Below are 26,614 nucleotides of genomic sequence, written 5' to 3' on the forward strand. Positions count from 1 at the left end.
CATGATAAAATATCAGTTACATTGCATAAGCAACATTGAAGGAGGTTATCAAATGACTTGTAAAAAACAAGGCGTCCAGTTTAACGGGACAAAAGAGCAGGAAGTTGCTTTGAAAGAAATGATTTCCCAGCTCAAAGATACAAAAGGATCTCTTATGCCTATCATGCAGAAGGCACAGGATATCTATGGTTATCTTCCAATTGAAGTTCAGACCATAATTTCTGATGAAACGGGTATTCCCCTTGAGAAGATTTATGGTGTTGCCACTTTTTATGCCCAGTTTGCACTTCAGCCTAAGGGCAAATATCAGGTATCTGTCTGTCTTGGAACCGCATGCTACGTAAAAGGCTCCGGTGACATTTTCCATAAAATTGAGGATATACTTGGCATCACCAACGGAGAATGCACTCCGGATGGAAAGTTTTCTTTAGACTCCTGCCGCTGCGTAGGCGCCTGCGGTCTGGCTCCTGTCATGATGGTGAACGGAGAAGTTTACGGAAGACTGACAGTCGATGATGTTCCAGGTATTTTAGCCAAATACGAATAATTACATACGCTTATGATGACAGAGATTTCTTTAAATATTTTGGATGTGGCAGAGAACTCCACACGGGCAGGCGCCAGCCTGGTTACCATTCTTGTTTCTGTGAATACCTCTACAGATGAATTGACCGTCCAGCTTTCTGACGACGGCTGCGGAATGACAAAAGAACAGTTAGAACACGTAACAGACCCGTTTTTTACCACCCGCCAGACCAGAAAGGTCGGTCTTGGTATTCCGTTTTTCAAATATGCAGCGGAATCCACGGGAGGGAGCTTCTCCATCGAATCGAAACCGGGTATCGGAACGAAGACAACTGCTGTTTTCGGACTCTCCCACATAGACCGAATGCCCTTAGGTGACATGAACAGTACCATTCAGACACTGATCACCTGCCATCCGGATACAGATTTTCTCTATATCTATCGTTATAACGAAGCGTCCTTTGAGCTGGATACCAGACTCTTTCGGGAGATTCTGGGTGAGATTCCCTTTGACTCACCAGAGGTAGCCGCTTACATAAAGGAATATTTATTTGAAAACAAATTGGAGACTGATGGAGGCGCGGTCATTTAGACCCGTCAGAATTGGAGGATAAACATGAAGACTCTTGAAGAATTAAAAGCAATTCGGGAGAAGATGCAGAGTCAGGTCAGCATGCGCGGAGAGGATCACGCCCGTACCCGTATTTTAGTAGGTATGGCAACATGCGGAATTGCAAGCGGAGCAAGACCTGTTCTTAATAAATTGTCAGATCTGGTTCAGGAGAACCATATGACAGACCGTTTTTCTGTTACCCAGACAGGCTGTATCGGTTTATGCCAGTACGAGCCTATCGTAGAAGTGTTAGAACCGGGCAAAGAAAAAGTAACCTACATTAGGATGACAGCGGAGAAGGCAGAGGAAGTTTATAAAGAGCATCTTCTGGGCGGACACGTTGTTCAAAACTACACATTATCATCTGCTGATATCAAATAAGGAGGAATCAGGATGTATCGTTCACATGTATTGGTTTGCGGCGGCACCGGATGTACTTCCTCCGGAAGCCAGCAGATTATGGTTAAATTAAGAGATGAATTAGGAAAGCAGGGTCTTTCTGAAGAAGTATCAGTGGTACAGACAGGCTGTCATGGTCTTTGTGCTCTGGGTCCCATTATGATTATCTATCCAGATGCTACTTTCTATGCAATGGTAAAAGAAGAGGATATTCCGGAGATTGTCAGCGAACACTTATTAAAGGGACGTCCGGTTGAACGCCTTCTTTATGATGAGACAGTAACTCCTACTGGAATCAAAGCCTTAAGTGATACAGATTTCTACAAAAAGCAGCACAGAATCGCTTTAAGAAACTGCGGTGTTATTAATCCGGAAGAAATCGAAGAATACATAGGTACCGGCGGATATCAGGCACTTGGTAAGGTTCTTACCGAGATGACTCCTGATGACGTAATCCAGGTTCTTTTAGACAGCGGATTAAGAGGACGCGGCGGCGCTGGCTTCCCTACCGGAATGAAGTGGAAACTGGCGAAGCAGAATGATGCTGATCAGAAGTATGTATGCTGTAACGCAGATGAAGGTGACCCAGGCGCATTCATGGACCGTTCCGTATTAGAGGGCGATCCTCATGCATTGCTGGAAGCCATGACCATTGCAGGTTACGCAATCGGTGCATCTCAGGGCTTTATCTACGTTCGTGCTGAGTACCCAATCGCTGTTGACCGTCTTAAAATCGCCATTGAACAGGCCAGAGAGATGGAACTTTTAGGCGATGACATCTTCGGAACAGGCTTTTCCTTTAACATTGATCTTCGTCTGGGTGCAGGTGCATTCGTATGCGGCGAGGAAACTGCACTGATGGTATCCATCGAAGGAAACCGTGGTGAACCAAGACCAAGACCTCCTTTCCCTGCTCAGAAAGGTTTATTTGGCAAACCAACCATTTTAAACAATGTTGAAACTTATGCAAATATCCCACAGATCATCTTAAACGGCCCGGAATGGTTTGCAGCCATGGGTACAGAGAAATCCAAGGGAACAAAAGTATTCGCTTTAGGCGGCAAGATCCACAACACCGGTCTGGTAGAAGTTCCTATGGGTACCACACTGCGTGAAATCATCGAGGAAATCGGCGGCGGCATTCCTAACGGAAAGAAGTTTAAAGCTGCTCAGACCGGCGGACCTTCCGGCGGCTGTATTCCTACCGAGCACTACGATATTCCAATTGACTATGACAACCTTCTTGCAATCGGCTCCATGATGGGTTCCGGCGGTCTGATTGTAATGGATGAAACCGACTGTATGGTTGATATCGCGAAGTTCTTCTTAGAGTTCACCGTAGAGGAATCCTGTGGTAAATGTACTCCATGCCGTATCGGTACCAAGCGTATGCTTGAGATACTTGACAAGATTACAAAAGGACAGGCAAAACCGGAAGATATTGACCGTTTAGAGGAACTGTGCTATTACGTGAAAGCCAACTCTGCATGCGGACTTGGCCAGACAGCTCCAAACCCGGTACTTTCTACCTTAAAGTACTTCCGTGACGAATACAACGCCCACATTTATGACAAGAAATGTCCGGCTGGTGTATGTAAGGCACTTCTTTCCTACTACATCGATGCTGACAAGTGCAAGGGCTGTACGCTTTGTGCAAGAAACTGTCCTGCTAACGCCATTACCGGCTCCGTTAAGAACCTGCATGTGATTGATCCTGAAAAATGTATCAAGTGCGGCGTTTGTATGGAGAAATGTAAATTCGGCGCTGTCTATAAAAAATAATGGAGGGAGATTGTATCATGGAGAATATCACTATAAAAATCAATGGCATGGACGTAAGCGCTCCGGCAGGCTCCACCATTTTGGAAGCTGCCAGACTTGCCCAGGTAGAGATACCGACTTTATGCTTTTTAAAAGATACCAATGAGATTGCAGCCTGCAGACTCTGTACCGTTGAGATCAACGGAGGAAGACTTGCTGCTTCCTGCGTATACCCAATCAATCCGGGCTTAGAGGTAAAGACCAATACTCCAAGCCTTCGTGAATACAGAAAGAAAACACTTCAGCTGATTCTTTCCAACCATGACCGTTCCTGCTTATCCTGCGTACGCAGCGGAAGCTGTGAACTGCAGACTTTATGTAAGGAAATGGGCGTGGATGCAGATGACTACTTTGACGGCGACAAGACTCCTTCCGTTCTGGACGAGAGTGCCGCTCACATGGTCAGAGACAACAGCAAATGTATCCTCTGCCGCCGTTGTACTGCAGTTTGTGAGAAAGTACAGGGAATTGGCGTAATCGGACCAAATGATCGTGGATTTGCCACATTTATCGGTTCTGCCTTTGATATGGGACTGGGAGAAACCAGCTGTGTTTCCTGCGGACAGTGTATCGCAGTATGTCCTACAGGAGCTCTTTACGAAAAATCCAGTATTGATGAAGTAACTGCTGCCATAGCAGATCCTGCAAAGCATGTTATCGTTCAGACTGCACCATCTGTACGTGCTGCTCTTGGTGAGGAATTTGATTACCCGATCGGAACCAACGTTGAAGGAAAGATGGCTGCTGCTCTCAGAAGACTTGGCTTTGATAAAGTATTTGATACCAACTTCAGTGCAGATTTAACCATTATGGAAGAAGCACACGAGTTCATCGAGCGTGTACAGAACGGCGGCGTTCTCCCTATGATTACTTCCTGCTCTCCAGGCTGGGTTAAATACTGCGAGCACTACTTCCCGGATATGACAGAGAACTTATCTTCCTGTAAATCTCCGCAGCAGATGTTCGGTGCCATTGCCAAATCCTACTATGCAGAAAAGATGGGCATTAAGCCGGAAGATATCGTTTCTGTCAGCATTATGCCATGTACTGCAAAGAAATTTGAGATCGGCAGAGAAGATCAGGATGCCAACGGCGTTGCTGATGTAGATTATTCCTTAACTACCAGAGAATTAGCCAGAATGATCAAACAGGCTGGTATTCGTTTTAACAATCTTCCTGACGAAGAGTTTGATGCTCCTCTTGGAATTTATTCCGGTGCAGGCGTAATCTTCGGTGCTACCGGCGGCGTTATGGAAGCTGCTCTTCGTACTGCTGTAGAGACATTAACCGGTGAGGAACTTAAGAAGCTGGATTTCACTGATGTCCGCGGTACAGAAGGGATCAAGGAAGCCACCTATCATGTTGGCGATATGGATGTAAAAGTTGCTGTTGCTTCCGGCCTTGGCAATGCAAGAGACCTTTTAAACAAGGTTAAATCCGGCGAAGCTGATTACCACTTCATCGAGATCATGGGCTGCCCAGGCGGTTGTGTAAACGGCGGCGGTCAGCCTCAGCAGCCAGGATATGTGCGCAACACCACAGATATCCGCACACTGCGTGCAAAAGTACTCTACGATACCGATGCAGCTGCACCGATTCGTAAATCTCATGAGAACCCTGCGATCAAGGAACTCTATGCTACCTATCTTGGGGAACCTGGAAGTGAAAAGGCACATCACCTGCTTCACACCAGCTACGTAAAAAGATCAATTAATAATAATTAGTTCATTTTTAAACTCCTTCTGCCTGGTCAGAAGGAGTTTTTTTGTCATAAAAAGGAAATGAAATGAAAAATGCATGGATCGTCTTAAATTCTCCATACTATGACTGGAGGTGATGAGACATGAGCCCAAAAGAATTAAATTATATTGAAGACGCTCTCGGACATGAAAATTTCTTAAAAACCCAGTGCCAGGATGCTGCACAAAATTTACAGGATCCTGAATTAAAAGCCTGCGCACAGCAGCTGCAGCAAAAACACCAGCAGATTTTCGATAACATCTATAAATTAGTGTAAGGAGGAAGCAAGATGGACGATAAGTGTATTATGGAAAACTTACTCAACGTCACAAAGGGTGCCTGTGATTTATATCTGCACGGAACCATCGAGTCCCCTACCATGAATGTACACCAGGCATTTGACAATGCGTTAAATGATACGCTGTGCATGCAGGACGATATCTATAAAAAGATGTCCGCCAAGGGATGGTATACCACAGAGCAGGCAGAACAGCAGAAAATTTCCAAAATAAAGAATCAGTTTGCAGGAATGTAAGCAGATATATGATTAAAAAAGTCCCTGCCGGGTTATAATCCGGCAGGGTTACTTATATCTGTTACTCTTATCTTATTTAGTTGTTTCTATGCATCATAACAGCCTCAAGACCCTGATTTTTCAGATTCTCGTGCACCATTCTGGAATCGGCCTTGCCAAGAAGTAAATCCCTTGCCTTTTTGGCCTCTCCCTCACTCTTATGCTTGCTTGGGCCTCCTACGCAGCCGCCCACACAGGCCATTCCTTCCACGAAGTCTGCAGGAAGCTTTCCAACCTTTAGAAGCATCAGCGCTTTCTTGCATTCCGCAGCACCGTTGCACTTCATGACCTCAATCTCTGTATTTTCTCCTGATTCCTTGAGACATTCTAATACAGCAGCGGTAACTCCGCCTCCATTGCCAAACCGCTTTCCAAAAATAGAACCTGCCTGATATGTATTCTCCTCCGGCTCCAGCTCTACTCCCTTGGCCACCATCATGGCATGAGCCTCTCCAAGGGTTAACACGTAATCCGCATTTCCCTTCACATTCAGATCCAGAGCTTCACTTTTTTTGGCAATACAGGGTCCAATAAAGACAGCGATGGTTTCCGGATCTTTCTCCTTCAGCATTCGTGATACCGCGCACATGGGAGAAACCGTTGTGGACATATTCTCCAAAAGCATGGGGTAATGCTGCTTTATCATATTTACAAATGCCGGACAGCAGGAAGTAGTCATCTTCTTCCCTTCCTTATAAGCCTCTGCCCATTCTGCAGCTTCTGCGGCAGCTGTTAAGTCTCCCCCAAGGGCAACCTCAACCATATCTTCAAATCCGATCTTCTTAAGCGCTGTTCTCCAGCTTGCCATGGTGATATCCGCTCCATACTGACCCTCTGTTGCAGGCGCCACCATAGCCACTACCTTTTTCCCAGCCTTAATCAGATTAATTACGTCTACCATAAAGGTTTTTGATCCAATTGCGCCAAATGGGCAACTGTGAATGCATGCCCCGCACTGAATACATTTACTCTCATCGATTACAACGATTCCGTTATCATCCATGGTAATTGCATCTACCGGACAGCTTCTTTTACAGGGTCGTGTTAAATCTGCGATAGCATTATAAGGACATGCCTGAGAACATTTTCCGCATTCCTTACATTTGTCAGGATCGATATGGGCCCGGTCGTGCCCCATGGTAATGGCTCCGAAATTACAGGAATTCTGGCAGGCCTTGCCCATACAGAGCTGGCAGTTATCTGTCACTACATATCTGGCAATGGGGCATCCCTCACAGGCAGAATTAATTACCTGCACTACATTTTTAGTGTCTCTGCCACTGGGACAGAACCCCTCTGCCAGCCTGACTCTCTCTCTGATAATTTCCCTCTCCCTGTAAATACAGCACCGAAACTGTGCCTTTGGCCCCTGAATCATATGATAGGGAATCTCATCCCTTTTCTGTTCCAATGTACCTTCCCAGGCAAGCTTCGCCACTTCATTTAAAACCTGATGCTTGATGCGAAGTAAGGTTGCATCATTCGTTACCATATCGTTCCTCCTTGAAGCTTCCACAAAATGTGGCTGTGTGAATATTCTCTATTAATAATAAGCAACTGTAACCGTCTTCCCCATCTCTTCCACCGCATGCTTCAACTGCTCTACAAGATTTTGCCGGATTCCCAAATCAAAGGGAAGCCCCGGATTCTGGTAAGCGCTGTTAATCGCTTTTCCCACATACAGTTTTAATTCCGTACAGTCCTCAATAATCATCTTTGCTACCATGGATGCGCCGTTTGGTTTATCCAGTTCCAGGAAAAATTCCTCCGTTACTGATTCATTTTTAACATACCGCTTTAAGAGTTTTAAAACACGGTTTAAAGTCAATACCCCTTCTGTGACAAGTTCAATGCCGTCAATGTAAGCCACTGGCGGTAAATCCGGATCGTTATACTCCAGGGATACCGTCAGCTTCTTATCCATGGTCCTGGAAACAATATTGGCACTGGTTCCTCCGCAGACAATCCTCTTGGTGGTATCATCTCCGGATAAGAAATCCGTTACCATACAAACATCATCTTCCGGGTCCTTTGGCGGTCCTGTCATTAAATGAACCGGTTTGCTGTCTATGATCCGCATAACAGCAACGGTTGTATCATCTCCGGGCCGGTACTGGTAAAGTTCATCACACGCTCTGCATAACGCATTGGCCAGACGAACAGCCGATATGGTCATACGATACTGTTTTACCGCATAAGCAGCCACATCTTCCCAGAGCCAGCCAAAATTTAAAAGCTGCCCTACACCTGCATGAATGGTTCCGTCACTAAGCAGAATCAAAGCATCTCCTTTTTTTACCCGGAACCGGTATTCATTAATTTTCTTATCCCGTATCACCCGCATGCTGTGTGGAATGGGAACCAGACTCCCGTCCCGGATAAAGATACAGCCCGGGTTATCAAACTCCACCAGATAGGCATCTCCATTGTGGAATACCTGAAGTATACTGAAGGTAGAATATGCAATCTGTCTCACCTGACAGACAGGAAGGGTCTCTACAATGGTCTCCACACACTCTTCCAGGGTTGCACCGTTTAAAAACATGGTGCCCAGTATCTTGGAAGTCATGGTTGCCAGTATGTTTGCCTTTACTCCACTTCCCATACCGTCGGCAAGGATCATAATATTGGAGTCATCCGTATGAAGGAGCTCCACCTTATCCCCACAAAGTACTTCACTGAATTTATTTAAGCTTTTATAAGCAACGTCGACGGTAACTCCCATTATTTAACCTCGCTTTCGCTGCCCTCATCTAACAGAGACTTGCACAGCTTGGTCAGTGTGGTTTTCGTTTCTGCCGTAGTCTCTCCCAGAAGCCCTGCGATTTCCTGGGCCACCATCATCTGCTTATGAATTACCTTCTGAGCCAGATCAATGGTTTCTAACTTCTTTTCATACTCCTGTCTGGCCTGTTCTTCTTCCTTTGTAATATCAATAAACGTAGCCAGCACCACATCTTCCTTGTTTACATAAACAATGTTCTGGAGAGTAGAAATTCTGTATTCTCCATATGTTACCTTTTTTCCATGAATTTTCTGATGGGTATCATACACCCACTGAAAATCAGTGGTATCAATCAATTCATACAGATACATGGTTAAAGCTTCCTGTCTGGTCTTGCCAAAATACTTTTCACCAACTGCAGAATATTCCAGAATCTTCATCTCCTTATCAACAATAAGTACAATGTTGGGAGACGTCTCCATAACAAGATTGGATAAAGATTCTGCCTTTTCATGCATAAACGGGATGCACATATTTAATTCCGCTTTTTTCTGTATAACAGCTACGGCCTTCTCTCTGCATGTGGAATAACCGCATGCTCCGCAGTTTAGTTCATCTTCTGGTCTTGTCTTTCCCGTCTTCTTCAAAATCTCCTGGATCTGGGCTTCCGTAGGAACAATATCCCTGGGAGCACGGTTTAAGAAACGCTTTCCAAAGGTAAGGGAATCAAAGATTTCCTGGATCTCTTCATCGGGAACCCCGTCTTTTTCAATGGTTTCTTCCATATCCAGCTTTATCCTGAATCTGGACACATGTTCATGATCTGCAGCAGGACCCTTGATACAGCCGCCTGAACACATGTTCATCTCGATGAAGCACCCCGTAATCTCACCCCGGAGCATGCTTTTACACAGGTCAATACAGTTGCGGCATCCATGGACATAAAACTTCCGGTATCCATCCCGTTCGGCCTCTGTTGCCAGCACTGAGCTTACGATACCGTTGGTAACCGGATAGAGCCGGTTCACTCTTGGATTCATATGAACAAAAGGGATATCCTCGCAATCCCCTATGGTAATCTCTTCCTGTGCAAGCCACCGTTCTATATCATTGAAATTTAAGACAGCATCAATATAATCCCCATGTCTTAAATCCTCAGCTTCTTTCTTCTTGGCAATACAGGGTCCCAGAAAGACCACCTTGGTATCCCTTCCGAATTCTTCCTTTAACATCTTGCCATGGGCAACCATAGGGGAAACTACAGGTGCCAGATAAGGAATCAGTGACGGGTAATAAATTTCAATCAGATCATTGACACTGGGACAGCAGGTTGTGATTATATTCTCCATACTGCCTTCCTTTAAAAGTCTGGTATACTCAGCAGTTACAACTGCTGCCCCTTCCGAGGTCTCCCGCACATCAGAAAATCCCAGCTTTCTAAGGGCTCCGTTCACCTGACCTGCCGTTTTATAGTTTAACAGCCCCATATAGGATGGAGCCAGTGAAATCACAGTTTTATACCCAATATCAAGAAATCCTTTGACCAGATCCAGATCACTGATAAGCGTTTTGGCAGACTGAGGACATACCTGCATGCATTTTCCGCATAAAATGCACTTATCAGACATGATTTCTGCCCGTTCATCTTTAATCATGACCGCCTTGACTTCACAGTTACGAACACATTTATAGCAGTGCTTGCATTTGGTCGCCTTGAAATCAATAATTCCCATGATTAAAGCCTCCCCAGAATTTCTTTATCAAAAAACTCCTTTGTATCTTCCGGTTTTAATGAATAGATCTGACCGTCAACCGTTACGCAGACTCCATTCACACAATTTCCGCTGCAAAAAGAACCATTTAAATCTACCTGCTCCTCCAGATGCTTCTCTCTCACCAGATTCTGAAGCTGGGCTATGATCTCTCTGGATCCTTTTAAATGACATGCACTTCCGATGCATATTGTTACTCTCATGAATATTCTCCCTCCGAAATAAATCCCCTGCATGAACTGTCTTTTCGACCATTATCGCATATTGTTATATTTATATCAATACTTATTTACTGATTGTATGTATTTTTTGAAGTACTGAAAAATATAGTTTTTACAACTTCCTGCCGTTGTACGTCAATCAGACCACAGGTATTTAACCGCAGCATGGGAATGACTGGAAGACTGGCAAATGCAAGGGTCATAAAAGGATCAATTCCCGTTCCGATACCGAGCTGTTGCGCATGTATCTTCAGCCTCTCCAGCCGCTCATCTACCCATATCGCGGACTCCGGGCTCATAAGTCCACCGATTGGAAGAGCCAGCTCTGAAAGAACCACTCCGTCAGCCACAACCGCAATGCCACCCTGGTTTTTCCTCACTGTATTCCCTGCAAGCGCCATATCCCGGTCATTTGTTCCCGCTATGATCAGATTATGGGAATCATGGGCAATACTGGTTGCCACAGCCCCGCGTTTTAGTCCGTATCCGCCAAGGAAACCAAGGCCTGTATGTCCGGTATTCTTATGCCGCTCCAATACTGCCATCTTTACAATATCCATGGCAGCAAGAGCCTCCGGATCAGCTCTCAGTTTTTCAGTCCATGGCACAAGTCTCTCTTTTGTAGTCAGTTCTCCGGGAGTTAAACATAAGACCCGTATGGTATCTCCCTCTTCCTTCATAATAAAGTCTTCTGGAACAATCTCTTTTAACCGGAAGGAGTTACCCACTTTATCCGGTATCTGCCTGTGGGCATTTGTTCCAGCCTCTTTGGATTGTACCAGCCTTCCATCTTCTGCCACCAGAATTCCTTTCCGGTAAACCTTACTGACTGTAAACTCCTTAAGGTCAGAAATAACAATGAGATTTGCCTGATAACCGGGTGCAATGGCTCCTGTCTCACTCAGTCTGAAATACCGGGCAGCCTGATAAGAAGCCATGATTACGGCACGCACCGGATCAGCTCCCAGCCTGATTGCCATTCTGATAATATAATCCATATGGCCAAGCCTGGACAGCTCGCCGGGGTGCCTGTCATCGGTCACCAGCATGCAGCGGTGAAAATAGGGCTCCTCAAACAGGGGAAGGAGGGCCTTTAAGTTTCTGGCCGCAGTTCCTTCCCGTATCATCACCCACTGTCCCCGTTTTATTTTTTCCACCGCTTCTTCCATGCAGGAGCACTCATGATCCGAGCCAACACCGGCCGTAATATAAGCATTTAACTGCCGGCCGCAAAGAAGAGGGCCGTGACCATCGATGATCCGGCCGTGTTTTTCGGCACTCACTATTTTTTTCAAAATATCCGGATCTGCCTGTATGGTTCCATGGGAATCCATCAGTTCTGCAAGTCCAAGCACATATTTTTCCTGATAAAAGGGGGCCAGATCATCTGCTGTTAAAACAGCTCCGGACTCATCAAGCTTTGCCGCCGGAACACAGGAAGGGAGCATGAAGTACACATCCAAATCCAGATTCCTGGAGCGTTCCATCATAAATCTTATCCCTTCTGCTCCTGCCACATTGGCAATCTCATGGGGGTCCGTAATGACTGCTGAAGTACCATGAGGAATTACGGTTTTCGCAAATTCTTCAGGGGAGAGCATGGAACTCTCCAAATGGATATGTCCGTCAATTAAACCGGGACACACCACCTGGCAGCATAAATCCACCTCTGTTTCCCCCTCATAAAAACCAATCCCCACAATATATCCGCCCTCAATGGCAATATCACCATCTTCCAGCTCTGAAGTAAATACATTCACCATCCTGGCATGTTTCAATACCAGAGATGGCTTTTTTCTTCCTGACGCAGCAAAAATCCGTTCCGCCAGCATACGATCCATAGGCCCCTTCCTCCTTTATTTACCGGCTATCTTGGTAATGGATGCCGTAATCAGCTTTTTAAACAGCGGTGCCACCCGGTCTGCAGTCTCCTGAACTTCTGCATGGCTTAAAGGCTGGTCGATAATACCGCATGCCATATTGGTGATACAGGAAATACCGCATACCTTCATACCCATATGGTTGGCAGCCAGCGCCTCACAGGCTGTACTCATTCCAACCGCATCCGCTCCCAGTATCCGGCACATCTGTACTTCTGCAGGAGATTCATAGGCAGGTCCTGTCAGCTGCAGATAAATTCCCTCCTGCAGTTCAATCCCCTCTTCCTTTGCCGCTTCTTTAATTACTGCTCTCAGCTCTTTGCGGTAAATATCGCTCATATCCGGAAATCTGGTTCCCAGCTCCCCAATGTTGGTTCCAATTAGAGGAGAAGGAACAAATGTGGCAATGTGATCCTTAAGAAGCATAAAATCGCCCGGTTTGAATTCCTTGTTGACGCCGCCGCAGGCATTGGTCAAAAATAAGGTCTTTGCACCCATAAGTCCCATAAGTCTTGTTGGGAGAACTACATCCGTCATGGGATATCCTTCATAAAAATGAACCCGTCCCTGCATAATGACTACCGGAACTTTATTTACATAACCAAAGATGAATCTTCCTTTATGACCGGCTACAGTTGAAACCGGAAATCCCTCAATGTCTTTATAATCTATGGTGGCGGCTACTTCAATCTCCTCCGCATATTCCCCAAGTCCGGAACCAAGAATAAGGGCAACCTCGGGAACAAAATCAGTTTTCTCCCGTACACTTTTTAAACAGCTTAAAAGCTTCTCATATACATCATTCATATTGTTTTTTCTCCTTTCACAATCCTGACAGAGTCACGCTCTTCAGGTGTTACAAGTATAACACATTTCCATGAGATTCTGCATAATATTTTGACAAACAAGACTGAAAAATGGTATACTTTACCTGTTCGTACTAACCCGGAAGGAACACCTGACGGAGAAGGCGAGGAGAATACGTCAAACCGGAAATCCCATGCCTGTCGGCGTGGTTTTTTTTCATCTGTTTGCATAAAAACCAATATAAAATGGTACGGACAGAAAGTGAGGATTATTATGAAAAAAGTTTTATCAGCACTTGCAGCACTTGCTATGACAGCCGTTGTCTTAACCGGCTGTGCAAAAAGCAGTCCACAGGCTTCCGCTCCAGCACCGGAAAGCACATCTGCGGCCCAGACTACAGCGGCACCAGAAACCACCAAAGCACCGGAGCCTTCAAAAGCAGAGGGTTCAAAAGACTCCTACACCTTAAAAATCGGCTCTTTAAAAGGCCCTACTTCCATGGGACTGGTAAAACTGATGGACAAGGCTAAAAATGGAGAAACCGGGAATTCCTATGAATTTACCATGGTGACTGCAGCCGATGAGCTCCTTGGTAAAATTGTGAGCGGAGAACTGGATGTAGCCCTGATCCCTGCCAATATGTCATCCATCCTTTACACCAAAACCAAACACAATGTGACCGTTCTTGACATCAATACCATGGGCGTTCTTTATGCTGTGTCTTCGGATGACTCCATTCATACCACAGCTGATTTAAAGGGGAAAACTGTTTATTTAACAGGAAAAGGAACCACTCCTGATTATGCCTTAAATTACGTCCTGAAGGCGAACGGGCTGACTGCTGATGATGTAAAGCTGGAATATAAGTCAGAAGCTGCAGAAGTAGCTGCCGTATTAAAAGAGAAACCGGACGCAGTAGGTCTTCTTCCCCAGCCATTTGTGACAGCCGCCATGGCTCAGAACGATCAGCTGAAAATGGTTCTTGATTTAAACAAAGAGTGGGATGCCGCTGCAAAAGAAGGAAACGGAAGTCTGGTAACTGGCGTTACTGTCTGCAGAAATGATGTTTTAAAGGATCATAAAGAAGCCATTGATCAATTTCTTGCAGATCACAAGGAATCTGCAGAATTTGCCAATAATAATGTAAGCGAGGCCGCTGCATTAGTGGCTGCCGCTGGAATTATTGAGAAAGCACCTGTTGCAGAAAAAGCAATACCTTTCTGCAGCATTACCTATGTAGACGGTGAAAAAATGAAATCTCTTTTAAGCGGATATTTAAATGTTCTTTATGAAATGGAACCTCAGACAGTGGGAGGCGCACTGCCTGGTGATGACTTCTACTATATGCATCAGTAAGCACCTTAAGGAGATCCGATTATGAATGCAGGCATTCTCCGCTTAAAAAAAGCCGGAATCATCCTGTTCTGGCTTTTGATATGGCAGGCCGCCAGTTTGGCCGTCCACAACAGCATTATACTGGTAGGTCCGCTGGACGTCATATTGGCATTGCTCAACCAGATCGGTCTGGCAGACTTTTGGAAAACCATAGGTTACTCCTTTGGAAAAATCAACCTTGGATTTCTTTCTGCTTTTGCAGCCGGAATTTTAGCCGGTACAGCTGCCTGCCGATACCCCCTCATCGGGGATTTTCTGTCGCCTCTTATGGCACTGATCAAGTCGGTTCCGGTTGCCTCCTTTGTTATACTGGCGTTAATCTGGGCAGGATCTGAAAATCTCTCTGTGATTATCGGGTTCCTTGTTGTATTTCCCATAATCTATATACAGACCATTGCAGGAATCAAAAGCACAGACCGTCATCTGCTGGAAATGGCTGATGTTTTTAAGATGTCAGAAGCAAAAAGATTTTTTTACCTTTATCGTCCGGCGCTGCTTCCCTATCTGGCAAGCGGCTGCCGGGTGGCGCTGGGTATGAGCTGGAAGTCAGGAATTGCCGCAGAAGTAATCGGCGTTCCTCTCCATTCAATCGGTGAAAAGCTTTATCTTTCCAAGATTTATTTAAGTACTGCTGATTTATTTGCCTGGACGCTGGTGATCATTTTACTCAGCGCGATTTTTGAATCCTTTTTCCTGTGGCTTTTAAGCCTGGCATCTCCCGGAATCAGACAGAAAAAGAAAGAGGTGGAATGAATATGGAACTTGTAATCAGAAAGCTTTGCAAGTCCTTTGACGGACACCTCGTACTTGATCAGGTCAGTCTTCATCTGGTATCGGGTAATATTTACTGTCTCATGGGACCATCCGGATCAGGGAAAACCACATTGTTTCATATACTGCTGGGTCTTGTTTCAGCCGATTCCGGAGAGGTAAACGGTCTTGCCAAAGAAAGAATTTCAGCCGTATTTCAGGAAAACCGGCTCTGCGAAGCGTTCACTCCGGTAGAAAATGTAACCATGGTAATGCCTTCTTCTGGAAATAATAAGAGGAAGGCCAGGGAAGCCCTTAAACGGCTGCTGCCTGACGAATCTCTGGACCGGGCAGCATCAACCTTAAGTGGTGGAATGAAACGCCGTGTGGCCATAATACGCGCTCTAATGGTACCTTTTGATATGGTAATCATGGATGAACCGTTTACAGGCCTTGATGAGGAGACAAAACAACAGGTGATAACCTATATAAAAGAGCAATCGGCAGGAAAGCTGGTTTTAATCAGTACACATCAGGAAGAGGATGTCCAGCTGTTAAACGGAATAAAGATTCACTTATAAAAGCAGGGGCGGTAACCATGTTTAACTGGTTACCGCCCCTGCTTTCATTCATTCTATTATTGTTTTTTATTTCAGTTTAAGAGAATCCAGAGCTGCTTCGATCTGTCCTTCTACACCGCTGTCAGTTGAACCAATGGTTCCTGCTGCACTGATATAAGTTTTTGTAGCTGCGTTATAAGAACCGGAGATGGCATAATAACGAACTCCATCCTGAGGTGTCTTATACCGAAGTGCATAACGGAAGGTCTGGCTGCCGTCGCTGCCGTTTTTAACATCATAACGAACAAATTCCATATCCTCACCACGGCTGATTAACTTCTTATATTCATCCATGGTAGCCGGATAAACTTCTCTGGCTCCATCTGCATCATCACCCTGTACATAAGTAACTTCCAGGTAATCTTCGCCATTCGGTGAAGATATTGCTACCACACTCTCGTCACCGTCTTCGTCCAGTGACCAGCCTTTTGGCGGCATAATCTCATATTTGCCTGATTTGGAAGTAAATAAGCCTTCCTTAATATCGCCTGCATCATTGGCTGTAATCGGCTGTGTTTCTTTTGTTTCCTCTTCTTCCGATGTCTCCTCACCCTCTGATGTTTCCTGCTCCGATGAAGCCACTTCTGCGTTCACCGCTGTGGTTGCCTCAGTGGATGCTTCTGCCTGCTGCTTGGTTTCCTGCGTCGATTCCGCTTTAGTATTATTCTTTCCGCAGGCTGTCGCTGTCATCATCACTGTCATCGCAATCAAGATTCCTGCTAAGATCTTATTTTTTCTCATAGAATCACTCCTCATCATAAAATTCTTTTCTGGTGACGTGGAGGATTATAACATGAACAGTCGGGAAAGTATAGCATTTTAAACGAACCGAAAGAATCACAATGAAATCTTAATAATTTTTCCAGGTGACACCAGAACTCTCCAGATTTAATAACTTCACTTTAATATTCAGTCCTCCCCCATATCCCACAAGACTTTTGTCTGCACCAATTACACGGTGGCAGGGGATGATTATGGAAATGGGGTTGCGGTTATTTGCCATCCCCACTGCACGGCAGGCTTTTTCATTCCCAATCTGTATGGCAATCTCTTTATAACTTCTTGTCTGTCCGTAAGGAATGGTGCAAAGCGCCTCCCATACCTTTTTTTGAAATGCAGTTCCCTCAGGCTTTAACGGAAGATCAAATTCTGTTCTTTCTCCTATTAAATACTCATTCAGCTGAAGAACCGTCTTCTTTATCAGGTCTGTGGATTTTTTTAATCCCTCTTTTGGGGCTTCACTCCCAAATTCCACGCCTAATACTCCTTCCTCATCACATATTACCTGAATAGGACCCAGTTCACTCTCAAAAATTTCCCAGTATTTCATAACTGCACCTTTCTCTTTCGTCTTTTCTGTTTTACGGTCTGTAACAATTATATCATAAGAAGCATTACACATATCCTCTTTATATGGAAAAACTTTCTGTTTTTTCAAACATTACTTAGAATTCTTTTAGTTTTTTTATGAAATCTTTATCGACTGGTCAAACTTATGTCATAATTCCAGGGTATACTGATATTTGTAAAGGAACCCCACCCTTTTAACATTGACTTTTTATTTTTCATACTCAAACCGGCAGGAACATTTATGTACCTGCCGGTTCCTCCCATTTTAAGGCTATTCTTTCTGCTTTTCTCCCCTTACGAAATCCCGCAAATATCAGCTTTTTTCGATTTTTATTTTTTTTTGAAAATATTGTTGACAAATCTATATCCATCATATATAATAACTCTTGCGTTGCGGAAAACAAGAAAAAAACAAAGACGCAAAAAACCTTCGGGGTGTGGCTCAGCTTGGCTAGAGCGCCTGGTTTGGGACCAGGAAGTCGCAGGTTCGAATCCTGTCACCCCGACTTGAGATCAAGTCATCTATTTCTCAAAAAACCTTTGCGGGTGTAGTTCAATGGTAGAACACTAGCCTTCCAAGCTAGATACGTGGGTTCGATTCCCATCACCCGCTCTTGAGTCTGTAGCTCAGTTGGATAGAGCAACGGCCTTCTAAGCCGTGGGTCGGGGGTTCAAATCCCTTCAGGCTCGTTTCACACTGTCAACCAGCAGTGTGAAGCTTTTTATGGTGGGTATGGCGAAGTTGGTTATCGCGCCAGATTGTGGCTCTGGAGGCCCAGGGTTCGAATCCCTGTACTCACCTTTCCCTTGAAGGGAATTTTTTTTTATCAGGAGATGTTATTGGGCTATCGCCAAGCGGTAAGGCACAGGACTTTGACTCCTGCATTCGTTGGTTCAAATCCAACTAGCCCAGTATGGGATACTAGCTCAGGTGGTAGAGCACTTGACTTTTAATCAAGTTGTCCGGGGTTCGAATCCCCGGTGTCTCATTTTATTATGATCTGTTTGCTATCAGCGGGTATGGCGGAATTGGCAGACGCGCCAGATTTAGGTTCTGGTGGGAGACCGTGCAGGTTCAAGTCCTGTTACCCGCATGTATAATGAATTGATGGAAACACCGGAATCCCTTGTTAATACAAGGTAATCCGGTGTTTTTGTTTTTGGGCAGAATTTTTCATAACTAATTCCCTAAGGCATAAGATATATTACAAACCTGTCGAAACAGAAGGGGAATAATCTTGTTAAAAATATTGGATGATGATTATTATGATTTAATCGTAAATAATGTTACCGTCTCTTCCTATGGAAATGATGATATTACATTATTAAATAGTCTCCACTCATTGCGGCATGTTCTGAAATATAATATAGAAGCCTGCGGCCTGGAGCAAAGCCCTTATGAAGCCCTTCCTGCTCTATTTACACTTACCTCATCAATCAGCATGGAAAAATCAGGCATTGAAGCGGTTCAAAACAACCCTGAATTTGGTCTGTTCGGCCAGGGTATTATCGTTGGTATTATAGATACCGGTATTGATTATCAACATTCCGCATTTATAAATAATGATAAAACCACCCGCATTTTGTCTATATGGGATCAGACAATTCAGGAAGGCTTACCGCCTTCCGGCTTTACGTTTGGTACGGAATACAATAAAAGTCTTATTAATAATGCATTAGTTTCGAGAGATCCAGCCTCAATTGTCCCCTCAATGGATACAAATGGGCACGGAACAGCGATTGCAAGCATCATTGCAGGCAATCCTGATTCAGACCATTCTTTTTCCGGAATAGTTCCACAATCAGAACTGGTAGTGGTAAAGTTAAAAGAAGCAAAGCATAACCTTAAAAATATCTTCTTCGCTCCTACAGATTCACTATGCTTTCAAGAATCCGATATCATGCTTGGCATACGTTACCTTATAACAGTATCTCAAAAGCTGAACCGCCCTCTCGTCATATGCATTGCTCTTGGAAGCAGCCATGGAGGACATGATGGTTATGGTCCCTTAAGCACTTATCTGGACAGCATTTCACGTTTTCCCGGGATCGGAATTTCTGTTTCTGCCGGAAACGAAGGCAGCAATAACAGGCATTACTTTAATAACACTTTATCCGAGCCGTTCTATAATAACTTCGCCTTAAATATTGGGATCAGTGACAGACGGTTTTCTATGGAAATCTGGCCGTATGCTCCTCAGAGATTCTCTATCGAAATTACTACACCAACTGGTGAAACAACGCAGATTGTTTATCCATCACTCAAGGAGTGCCAAGGATTTATTTTAGGAAGCAGCCATAGTTATATCTGGGTTAATAATATCGCCTTTGAGAGCACTACCGGAGATCCTGTCATTTTAATACGGTTTGATAATCCCCTTCCGGGTATCTGGAATCTTCTTGTGCGTAATAATGAAAAGGAACCATTCTCTTTTCACTCCTGGCTGCCATCTGGAAATCTGATTTCCGATGAAACCTTTTTCTTAAAAGGAGATCCGAACACTACAATTACCACACCCGGAAACACCATGAGTGCTCTGACTGTTACCGCCTATAATCAGTATAATGATACAATACTGGTTGAATCTGGGAGAGGTTATACAAGAAGCGGTCTTATTAAACCAGATATTGCCGCTCCCGGATACCAGCTTCCTTGTGCTATTCCTAAAGAGCAGTACGGTACGCTTACAGGAACAGGTGCGGCTGCGGCACATACCGCCGGAGTGATTGCCATGATTCTGGAATGGGCTTATAGTAAAGGGAATTTTACAGCTGTCACTGGTATTCAGATCAATCGTATGATTATACGGGAGGCCCAGCGCAACGATCTATATATCTATCCAAATAATATTTGGGGATATGGGCAGATAAATATATACAATATATTTAATCGGCTTTCTGGTATTAAGCGTACTTGATTTTTTAGCGCTTATGTTTTCAATTGGCGGGACCGAACACCGGATACCCGCCATTATCCTTTGTCAATTGTTCATAATACTACAGTAAACTCAATATTTTCTATATAGTTTAATATCTAATTCATTTATAATTCACCTGGAGGTGATAATTATGAATCTCAAGAAGGAAAAAAAACTGGCTCAAGAATTCGACCGGCTGGAAACAGCAAGCAGAGATATAAAGACTCCTGCTGCTCCACCGGACGAATTTGAAAACATCTTATGTGAGATGAAACGCAGGGGCATTAACCCCAGAGTCAGAAAAGAATTAGGCGACGGGAAGTAGGCGGGCCGGGTTACCGATAACCCGCCAAATCAAACCAGGATATGCAGTCTGTTTAATCAGGCTTTCCCCACTGTTTTATCAGCTGGTTAATATACGTGCTGAGCCCCGCAACCAGTATGCCTTGTGTCATTGCACTGAATACAGCCATAGCGGCTTTCTGTACAGTATCTGTTTCACTGACTGCAAAAATATAAATTCCACAAAGAATGATACCTGCCGCCCCATTAATAAGCGGGATATACTTATCTTTAATCGTCTGGCTCTGCTTAATACCCTGTCCCAGAAGATACAAAACCAAAGCCACCACAATCAATTCCGGTTTCACATAACGAAGAATCTCCTCCATCATAACAGATCTCCCCCTTTCCTGTTTCGTGAAAGACAAACTCTCCCCTTTTTATTGGATGCATGATTTCCCGTAAAGGTTACAACAAGCCTCCTAACCAGAAAGTACTTCTTACCAGTCAGGAGGTAGTAGTTAAAAGTCTTCTAACTCATCAAAAATATTTTCAGGATTGATCTTTCCATACCCCCATATATTATTGGGATAGACAGCGTCAGGATCCCGCTCTGCCGCTCTCATCATCAGGCGACTGATCTGATTTCCAGTAATGGAGGTGTAATTTCCTTTAATGTATGCCCATTCTATGATCTTGACAGCGATCCCGGCAGCATATGCCGCAGCTACTCCGGTTCCTGTGGCTGTTCCATACTGAAAATCCGGTATTGCACATGGAATATTATACCCAGGTGCCGCCAGATCCGGTTTTATCCCTCCCAGCCTTGTATAACCTCTGCTGGACTGCGCAAGAATGGAACCGGTATTTTGATTATATGCCGTAACAGACAGAAGATTAGCAGTATCTCCCTGCATGGTAATGGTTGTATTGGGATCGGAATTTACAAAATAAGTCTCATTTGAAATCAAATTTCCAGATGGGAGCCAGCAATGAAATGAAAACGGTATCGCATCCTTATTATCCAGCCTGATATACCAGATACCCGGTTCCATATTCCGGAACCTTAGCAGGATGAGCTGATTTCCAGTCTCTGATTCAAATAAAATATTATTTATCCAGACATTGGTTTTAATGGATTGAAAACTTAGCTTGTGGCACTGTCCTAACGCAGGTTTTATAACCTGGGAGCTTTCCCAGGTGGGTGCTGTCAGCTGTATGGAAAGCCTGGAAGGAATATAGGGCCAGATTTCTATAAAGTATTCGTTGTCAATTCCTCCTGAGTTTAACTGGAAACTGCCAGAATACGGTTCTTCTGTGACCTCCTCATAATAGTGCCTGCGACTGTTTCCTTCATTGCCCGCCGAGGTAATGATACTTATTTTAGGCAGCAGCATCAGGTTGTCTAAATAAGTACTTAAAGCTCCCCGTCCGTCATGTCCGCCCTGATTGGTTCCCAGCGTCAGACAGATTACCAGGGGACGATTTAACTTGTTTGAAACGTTCAGTAAATATCTGATTCCTAATATAATATCTGATTCCTGATAGCACAGGGCACCTGTTGGAACGCAGAACAGTCTTTTTAAATTTTCTTTTGCCTCCTTTAACTTTACCACCACTAAATCAGCCTGTGGCACTACTCCGCTGAATCCTTCCTTTTCGTTGGAGCGTCCTGCGATAATGCTTGCAATTGCAGTGCCATGCCGATAAGGATCATTGGTCGGTACAATGTTATTGGGATATTGGGAAAGAAGAGCAAAATTAATCAGATCCTTTGTGTATTCCGAACCAAAGGTAAAGCCTGACGGGGGTGTACCGTCCACTGTCTGGTCCCATATAGAAAGAATACGGCTGGTTCTGTCATTATTCATAAAGGCAGGATGACGGTAATCAATTCCTGTATCAATAATACCCACTATGACGCCTCTGCCGAACAGTCCCCGGGTGGCAGCGATCTGTCTTGATTCTTCACCGGTATTTTCCATACTGATAACCGATTCCAGTGTATATAGTTCCGGAAAGCTGTGATAGGCATTTACTCCAAGATCACAAGGCTCCATACGATCCTTTGGGATATGAAGCAGAGAAAACAAATCGTTCAGCATGGTAATGTTATCACCGGTATTATACGAAGTGACCAATGCATTGCTAATAATTAAATCGTAATATCGATTGTCCAGAATTTTTTCCATTCGCACCTCCCGCAATCATAGATGGAGCATATGGTATAATCTATGCAGCAACCTATTCAATATGAAATTAATTTTCAACTGCATAATAACACGGTTGTTCTAACATATATAATCTCAAATACCCATTGTTTTTCTTAAGTTTTCACTAATTTATGAAAAAATTTACATATTTATCTTTACTTAACCGTTTTCTTGCGTTATACTTTATGTAACTCTTCTTAGGAGTACCGTATTTCCCCAATCCTGCGGTGCTCCATTTTTTTATCATGTCTTCCTATCAAAGCATCAGGAATTACTCCCAGACCTCCCCTTCAAATAGGTACCGCAATTTTTACGAACTTTTGAAATCAAATTGGCAACATCTGCATTGTCCCGCTCCCACTCCCGTGATACAATAAAAACGGCAAAGACTTAAGCCGCAGACTGCGGAGAATGGAGCATCTATGAAAAAACATTACGAAAAAATCATTTTATACAGCGACCGGAAAACAGAAGAAATATTGAATCAGCAGGTCATGGATGAGACCTCAGAATTCTATGGAGGTTTTCGTGATCATGACGGGCTGGTAGAACCAAAGCTTGCCATCTTTCAGGTGACAACCATGACCGCCTGCTTATTTAACAGTAAAAGCCGTTTTTACGGCGATGAAAATATCTACAATAGAATATCCATCGCTCTCTCCTATATTGCAAACGGTCAGCGGGAAAACGGATTTTTTGACCTGATTAACTGTAATTTTTATTCTGGTGCAGATACGGCATTTTGCATTGACGGACTTCTGCCCGCTTATATATATTTAAACCGGCTGTCAGGGAACGAAAACTGCCCTTCTATGGAAAGGACCATGATTTCTGCTCTTATGCCTGTTATGGAGTCTATTCTGATCAAAGGCGGAAAGGCCATGATAAACGGGGGTTTCCACACTCCCAACCACCGTTGGGCCATTGCTTCCGCTTTAATGATGCTCTATCGCCTCACTTCTGATGAATCCATGAAGAAAGGGGCAGAAAAATTCTTAATCGAGGGCTGCGACTGCAATGAAGACGGAGAATACGCAGAACGGTCAGCAGGAGGATATAACCTGGTTAATAACAACGCGATGATCATGCTGGCAATGGCAACCGGTGACGATTCCTGGTATGAGCCTGTTAAAAGAAATTTAACCATGATGCTTCACTATATGGAGCCGGACGGTAGTATCTTTACCAATAACTCCACGAGGCAGGATCGAGGCACAAGAGTTTACCCAACCGGATATTATCTGGAATACTTATATATGGGAATTAAATTCCACAACGAGACCTTTTTGCAGGCCGCCTGCTTTATTATGGATCAGGCTGTTGCAAAAGGAATCGGACCTTTGGACTGGCTGATTCATTTCATGCTTCTTCCTGAACTGGGCGAGTTTGAATATGAGGATAGCAAGATTCTGACTAACTACTGCCACCACTATACTGATTCTGGTATTGTACGGCTTCGCAGAGAAGCTTATTCCTGTTCCATCCTAAAAAGCAGCCCTTCCTTCCTCTATTTTGTGCATGGAGATTTATGCGTCAGTATGAAAATTGGTGCAAGCTTCTGTGAACACAGATACTTCGTTCCGGAGAACCTTATTCAGCTTCCCGGAGATGAGGGATTTGTACTGAATCAGAAAATGGCGGGCTGGTACTACCTTCCCTTCCAGGAACCTCAGGACACTGCGGACTGGTGGAAGATGGATCACTCTAAGAGAGAAAAATTGCATGGACCTGACATGAATTTTGTACTGACTGTTACGGAGGCAGCGGATGGGGTTGATATAACCATAGAAACTGCTGGAATTGACCGGGCTCCCCTCCGTGTGGAACTTGCATTTGATGCAGGCTGCCGGGTGGAATCCCCTTATTTCATCTCTGAAGGAAATGCAGGTGGTGGAATTGTGGCAAGAGAAGGTACCGTTACTGCCTCCAAGGGTAAATATGCCATTACGGCCGGACCTGGCTTTGGTGCACATAACTATGTAGCAGGCAAGTTCGGAAGTCAGGGACGTTCACAGGACTGTTATACGGTCTATTTTACAGATTTTACCTGCTTTAAACATACGATATCACTTCGTGCGGTTCCAGCCGCCTATTAATATGAAATGAGGGTGCATTCCTGCACCCTCATTCATTATTTGTGAAAGTAATCTTTAATCACTGCAATCTGTTTGTTAACACGGTCAGGAATGGATTGTTTCAATTCCTCCCAGGACATCAGCTTCTCATTTTCCAGGGTAAATGGTACAAATTCCATAGAAGGCTTAAACCCAAATACTTCCTTAATATATGTCTCAGTCATTTTCTGCAGATCCTCATCGGTATGGATCTGATCCGCAAACATATCCTGAACCAGGACACCGTCTGCCCCTGCCATCTCCTGGCAGCTTTCTAACCAGGCCGGTATCACTCTGATTACTCTGGGATCAGGCACAAGCGCGTGCTTGCCAGGCTGGGCATAGACCACCGGATGGGTACCGTTCTCCAGGATCAGTTCCCCATTATCCAGGTCTACCATGTTTAAAAACTTGCCATGGAAGCTGGCTTCCACTTTTATTACTCTGCCATGATAGTCAACATAAACCCAGACATGTTCCAGCTCGTATAAATGCTGGATATCAAAATCATACCAGATGGCATATTCGATTGCAAAATCCACTTCTTTCTTATTAATTACAATCTCACGTTTTGGAAATGAATCACTTTTCTTTGTCTCCCGAAAAATAGTACATCCCATGGCTGTAATTATAAAAGGCTCTTTTTTATCCTGCATGATGACTGGTTTATAGGCTGCCAGTAATTCTAAGTCTGTGCTCATTTTTTCCTCCATAGTAAAAGAGCGGATTGCCGTAAAATGGGTCCGCCCTTTTTCTTTATTATTTTGATGCTTCTAACAGGAACAGCATAGCCATTGCCTGTCCGTATGGCATTGGGCGAAGTTCAATATCTTTATAGAACTGTACACTTTCCCTTCCCATTGGTGTTCCATAGGATACCTGGTGCACCACACCTTCCGTATCAATACACTGAAGAACGGGAAGAAGAGCCTTTCTGGCACTTGCCTCAAAAGAGGCATCCACAAGTCCTAAATGAACCGCTTTTAATATTCCATAACCAAAACCACAGGTTGCACTGGCCTCAACGTAAGAGGTATTGTCATCAATGACTGTATGCCACATGCCGTTTTCGTTCTGGTAGGAAACCAACGCATCAATCTGATTTTTTAATACTTCTGTTAAATAGTGTTTAACAGCACCGCTGCAGGGAATGATGCCGAACAGTTCCGGAATCGCCATTGTGATCCAGCTGTTGCCTCTTCCCCAGAATGCACCGGCGAAATTATGGCAGCCATGGAACGTCCAGCCATGATACCAGAGACCGGTCTTTTTGTCGGCCAGATATTTCACATGGATGAGGAACTGATATTCAGCCTCATCAATCCATTCCTGTTTCTTAAGAATCACGCCCATACGGGCAAGGAATAAAACGGACATAAAGAGCGTGTCATCCCAAAGTTCCTGCTCATTTAAAGTATCAGAAGTCAGGTGCTGAAATCCGCCTTCTTCTGTTTTGGGAAGTTCATCCACAAGCCACTGTGCCCAGTCCCGGCAGATTTCCATATAAGTCTCATTTCCGTCTTTTTCAACCAGATAGGTTAAAGCCAGAAGAGGAGCTGTTGTGTTAATATTACGGGCAGGCAAACCAATGGTCAGCTGTCTTTCATAATACTTATTCAGTTTCTCTATGATTTCTTCTTCACCGGTTTCCTCATAGATCTTCCATAAACCGAATAAGCCTACTCCCTGTGTCCATTCCCAATAGCGGTACCGTTCCGGATTGTCTCCAGCCAGATTATTTGTCTGCATGTTTTTCAAAAAGATATCATCTTCATCATACAAAATCTTTTCAAAGCTGGATACAAGCAGGTTTATTTTTTCTTTTAAATTTTCCATTCTTTTGCCACTTCCTTTCTGCTGCCAGCCAACGAAATAGTTGGGGCACATTGCAATCT

At 44.2% G+C, this 26,614-nt stretch carries 26 protein-coding genes and 7 tRNA genes; 20 read left to right on the forward strand and 13 right to left on the reverse strand.

Annotated features, from left to right (window positions below; translation table 11 throughout):
* Positions 1 to 52 precede the first annotated feature (52 nt).
* The 7 genes from BXY41_RS18010 (at position 53) to BXY41_RS18035 (ending at position 5,633) form a co-directional block, all read left to right on the forward strand.
* Positions 53 to 547, forward strand: a complete 495-nt coding sequence (locus BXY41_RS18010) for an NADH-quinone oxidoreductase subunit NuoE family protein (protein ID WP_104438260.1) — start codon at positions 53 to 55, stop codon at positions 545 to 547.
* Between the two features lie 12 nt (positions 548 to 559).
* Positions 560 to 1,117 carry a sensor histidine kinase gene (locus BXY41_RS18015; protein ID WP_104438261.1) on the forward strand — a complete coding sequence of 186 codons (558 nt, stop codon included), beginning with the start codon at positions 560 to 562 and terminating at the stop codon, positions 1,115 to 1,117.
* Between the two features lie 24 nt (positions 1,118 to 1,141).
* Positions 1,142 to 1,519, forward strand: a complete 378-nt coding sequence (locus tag BXY41_RS18020; protein ID WP_104438262.1) for a (2Fe-2S) ferredoxin domain-containing protein — start codon at positions 1,142 to 1,144, stop codon at positions 1,517 to 1,519.
* A 12-nt stretch (positions 1,520 to 1,531) separates the two neighbouring features.
* Positions 1,532 to 3,319 (forward strand): NADH-quinone oxidoreductase subunit NuoF, encoded by a 1,788-nt coding sequence (gene nuoF, locus BXY41_RS18025; RefSeq protein WP_104438263.1) that lies wholly within the window; start codon positions 1,532 to 1,534, stop codon positions 3,317 to 3,319.
* 17 nt (positions 3,320 to 3,336) lie between these two features.
* Entirely contained in the window at positions 3,337 to 5,082 is a 1,746-nt protein-coding gene (locus BXY41_RS18030) for an NADH-dependent [FeFe] hydrogenase, group A6 (RefSeq protein WP_104438264.1), read from the forward strand.
* A 119-nt stretch (positions 5,083 to 5,201) separates the two neighbouring features.
* On the forward strand, positions 5,202 to 5,375 hold the full coding sequence (locus BXY41_RS26840) for a hypothetical protein (RefSeq protein WP_170072454.1): 174 nt from the start codon (positions 5,202 to 5,204) through the stop codon (positions 5,373 to 5,375).
* A 12-nt stretch (positions 5,376 to 5,387) separates the two neighbouring features.
* Entirely contained in the window at positions 5,388 to 5,633 is a 246-nt protein-coding gene (locus BXY41_RS18035) for a spore coat protein (protein ID WP_104438265.1), read from the forward strand.
* 76 nt (positions 5,634 to 5,709) lie between these two features.
* Here the strand turns inward: BXY41_RS18035 and BXY41_RS18040 are convergent, their stop codons facing one another.
* The 6 genes from BXY41_RS18040 to BXY41_RS18065 form a co-directional block, all read right to left on the reverse strand.
* Positions 5,710 to 7,164, reverse strand: a complete 1,455-nt coding sequence (locus tag BXY41_RS18040) for a 4Fe-4S dicluster domain-containing protein (protein ID WP_104438266.1) — start codon at positions 7,162 to 7,164, stop codon at positions 5,710 to 5,712.
* A gap of 51 nt (positions 7,165 to 7,215) precedes the next feature.
* Complete coding sequence (locus BXY41_RS18045; RefSeq protein WP_104438267.1) at positions 7,216 to 8,397, reverse strand: SpoIIE family protein phosphatase; 1,182 nt, start codon at positions 8,395 to 8,397, stop codon at positions 7,216 to 7,218.
* Positions 8,397 to 10,130 (reverse strand): [Fe-Fe] hydrogenase large subunit C-terminal domain-containing protein, encoded by a 1,734-nt coding sequence (locus tag BXY41_RS18050; protein WP_104438268.1) that lies wholly within the window; start codon positions 10,128 to 10,130, stop codon positions 8,397 to 8,399. Before BXY41_RS18050 ends, BXY41_RS18045 begins: the two co-directional genes overlap by 1 nt.
* A 2-nt stretch (positions 10,131 to 10,132) precedes the next feature.
* Entirely contained in the window at positions 10,133 to 10,372 is a 240-nt protein-coding gene (locus BXY41_RS18055) for a (2Fe-2S) ferredoxin domain-containing protein (protein ID WP_104438269.1), read from the reverse strand.
* 86 nt (positions 10,373 to 10,458) lie between these two features.
* Positions 10,459 to 12,231, reverse strand: a complete 1,773-nt coding sequence (gene ade / locus BXY41_RS18060) for an adenine deaminase (RefSeq protein ID WP_104438270.1) — start codon at positions 12,229 to 12,231, stop codon at positions 10,459 to 10,461.
* Between the two features lie 15 nt (positions 12,232 to 12,246).
* Positions 12,247 to 13,077 (reverse strand): purine-nucleoside phosphorylase, encoded by an 831-nt coding sequence (locus tag BXY41_RS18065; protein WP_104438271.1) that lies wholly within the window; start codon positions 13,075 to 13,077, stop codon positions 12,247 to 12,249.
* A gap of 273 nt (positions 13,078 to 13,350) precedes the next feature.
* On the opposite strand from BXY41_RS18065, the gene BXY41_RS18070 reads away from it, so the two are divergent.
* From BXY41_RS18070 to BXY41_RS18080, 3 genes are read left to right on the forward strand one after another with little or no spacing between them, the layout of a single operon-like run.
* Complete coding sequence (locus BXY41_RS18070; protein ID WP_104438353.1) at positions 13,351 to 14,433, forward strand: ABC transporter substrate-binding protein; 1,083 nt, start codon at positions 13,351 to 13,353, stop codon at positions 14,431 to 14,433.
* Positions 14,434 to 14,454: 21 nt separating this feature from the next.
* Positions 14,455 to 15,225 (forward strand): ABC transporter permease, encoded by a 771-nt coding sequence (locus BXY41_RS18075; RefSeq protein WP_185140370.1) that lies wholly within the window; start codon positions 14,455 to 14,457, stop codon positions 15,223 to 15,225.
* 2 nt (positions 15,226 to 15,227) lie between these two features.
* On the forward strand, positions 15,228 to 15,803 hold the full coding sequence (locus tag BXY41_RS18080) for an ATP-binding cassette domain-containing protein (protein WP_104438354.1): 576 nt from the start codon (positions 15,228 to 15,230) through the stop codon (positions 15,801 to 15,803).
* Between the two features lie 66 nt (positions 15,804 to 15,869).
* Here the strand turns inward: BXY41_RS18080 and BXY41_RS18085 are convergent, their stop codons facing one another.
* The 3 genes from BXY41_RS18085 to BXY41_RS27350 all read right to left on the reverse strand — a co-directional run bounded on the left by BXY41_RS18085 (position 15,870) and on the right by BXY41_RS27350 (position 17,566).
* Positions 15,870 to 16,583 (reverse strand): hypothetical protein, encoded by a 714-nt coding sequence (locus BXY41_RS18085; protein WP_104438273.1) that lies wholly within the window; start codon positions 16,581 to 16,583, stop codon positions 15,870 to 15,872.
* 109 nt (positions 16,584 to 16,692) lie between these two features.
* Positions 16,693 to 17,172 (reverse strand): methylated-DNA--[protein]-cysteine S-methyltransferase, encoded by a 480-nt coding sequence (locus BXY41_RS18090; protein WP_104438355.1) that lies wholly within the window; start codon positions 17,170 to 17,172, stop codon positions 16,693 to 16,695.
* 259 nt (positions 17,173 to 17,431) lie between these two features.
* Positions 17,432 to 17,566: a hypothetical protein gene (locus BXY41_RS27350; protein ID WP_278321427.1), complete on the reverse strand. Its 135-nt coding sequence runs from the start codon at positions 17,564 to 17,566 to the stop codon at positions 17,432 to 17,434.
* 57 nt (positions 17,567 to 17,623) lie between these two features.
* On the opposite strand from BXY41_RS27350, the gene BXY41_RS18095 reads away from it, so the two are divergent.
* The 9 genes from BXY41_RS18095 to BXY41_RS26845 all read left to right on the forward strand — a co-directional run bounded on the left by BXY41_RS18095 (position 17,624) and on the right by BXY41_RS26845 (position 20,435).
* Positions 17,624 to 17,698, forward strand: a tRNA-Pro gene (locus tag BXY41_RS18095).
* Between the two features lie 36 nt (positions 17,699 to 17,734).
* Positions 17,735 to 17,805, forward strand: a tRNA-Gly gene (locus tag BXY41_RS18100).
* Positions 17,806 to 17,808: 3 nt separating this feature from the next.
* Positions 17,809 to 17,882, forward strand: a tRNA-Arg gene (locus BXY41_RS18105).
* Positions 17,883 to 17,918: 36 nt separating this feature from the next.
* Positions 17,919 to 17,994: transfer RNA gene (locus BXY41_RS18110), tRNA-His, on the forward strand.
* A gap of 39 nt (positions 17,995 to 18,033) precedes the next feature.
* Positions 18,034 to 18,105: transfer RNA gene (locus BXY41_RS18115), tRNA-Gln, on the forward strand.
* Positions 18,106 to 18,108: 3 nt separating this feature from the next.
* A tRNA-Lys gene (locus BXY41_RS18120) sits at positions 18,109 to 18,181 on the forward strand.
* A 25-nt stretch (positions 18,182 to 18,206) separates the two neighbouring features.
* Positions 18,207 to 18,286 (forward strand) — tRNA-Leu (locus BXY41_RS18125).
* 144 nt (positions 18,287 to 18,430) lie between these two features.
* Complete coding sequence (locus BXY41_RS18130) at positions 18,431 to 20,110, forward strand: S8 family peptidase (protein WP_104438274.1); 1,680 nt, start codon at positions 18,431 to 18,433, stop codon at positions 20,108 to 20,110.
* Between the two features lie 151 nt (positions 20,111 to 20,261).
* On the forward strand, positions 20,262 to 20,435 hold the full coding sequence (locus BXY41_RS26845; protein WP_170072456.1) for a hypothetical protein: 174 nt from the start codon (positions 20,262 to 20,264) through the stop codon (positions 20,433 to 20,435).
* Between the two features lie 52 nt (positions 20,436 to 20,487).
* On the opposite strand, the gene BXY41_RS18135 is transcribed toward BXY41_RS26845, so the two are convergent.
* Together BXY41_RS18135 and BXY41_RS18140 are read right to left on the reverse strand one after the other, a co-directional pair.
* Entirely contained in the window at positions 20,488 to 20,784 is a 297-nt protein-coding gene (locus BXY41_RS18135; RefSeq protein WP_104438275.1) for a phage holin family protein, read from the reverse strand.
* Positions 20,785 to 20,913: 129 nt separating this feature from the next.
* Positions 20,914 to 22,584, reverse strand: a complete 1,671-nt coding sequence (locus BXY41_RS18140) for a S8 family peptidase (RefSeq protein ID WP_104438276.1) — start codon at positions 22,582 to 22,584, stop codon at positions 20,914 to 20,916.
* Between the two features lie 443 nt (positions 22,585 to 23,027).
* On the opposite strand from BXY41_RS18140, the gene BXY41_RS18145 reads away from it, so the two are divergent.
* Entirely contained in the window at positions 23,028 to 24,701 is a 1,674-nt protein-coding gene (locus BXY41_RS18145) for a prenyltransferase/squalene oxidase repeat-containing protein (protein ID WP_104438277.1), read from the forward strand.
* Positions 24,702 to 24,736: 35 nt separating this feature from the next.
* Here BXY41_RS18145 and BXY41_RS18150 read toward each other — a convergent pair whose 3' ends face one another.
* The gene (locus BXY41_RS18150; protein ID WP_104438278.1) at positions 24,737 to 25,420 is read right to left on the reverse strand and encodes a hypothetical protein; all 684 of its coding nucleotides are present in this window, start codon (positions 25,418 to 25,420) and stop codon (positions 24,737 to 24,739) included.
* Between the two features lie 58 nt (positions 25,421 to 25,478).
* The gene (bglB, locus tag BXY41_RS18155; protein WP_104438356.1) at positions 25,479 to 26,555 is read right to left on the reverse strand and encodes a beta-galactosidase BglB; all 1,077 of its coding nucleotides are present in this window, start codon (positions 26,553 to 26,555) and stop codon (positions 25,479 to 25,481) included.
* Positions 26,556 to 26,614: the final 59 nt, after the last annotated feature.

Origin of the sequence: Lacrimispora xylanisolvens, assembly GCF_002934545.1 — a bacterium.
In the GTDB taxonomy this organism is placed as follows: Bacteria; Bacillota; Clostridia; order Lachnospirales; family Lachnospiraceae; genus Lacrimispora; species Lacrimispora xylanisolvens.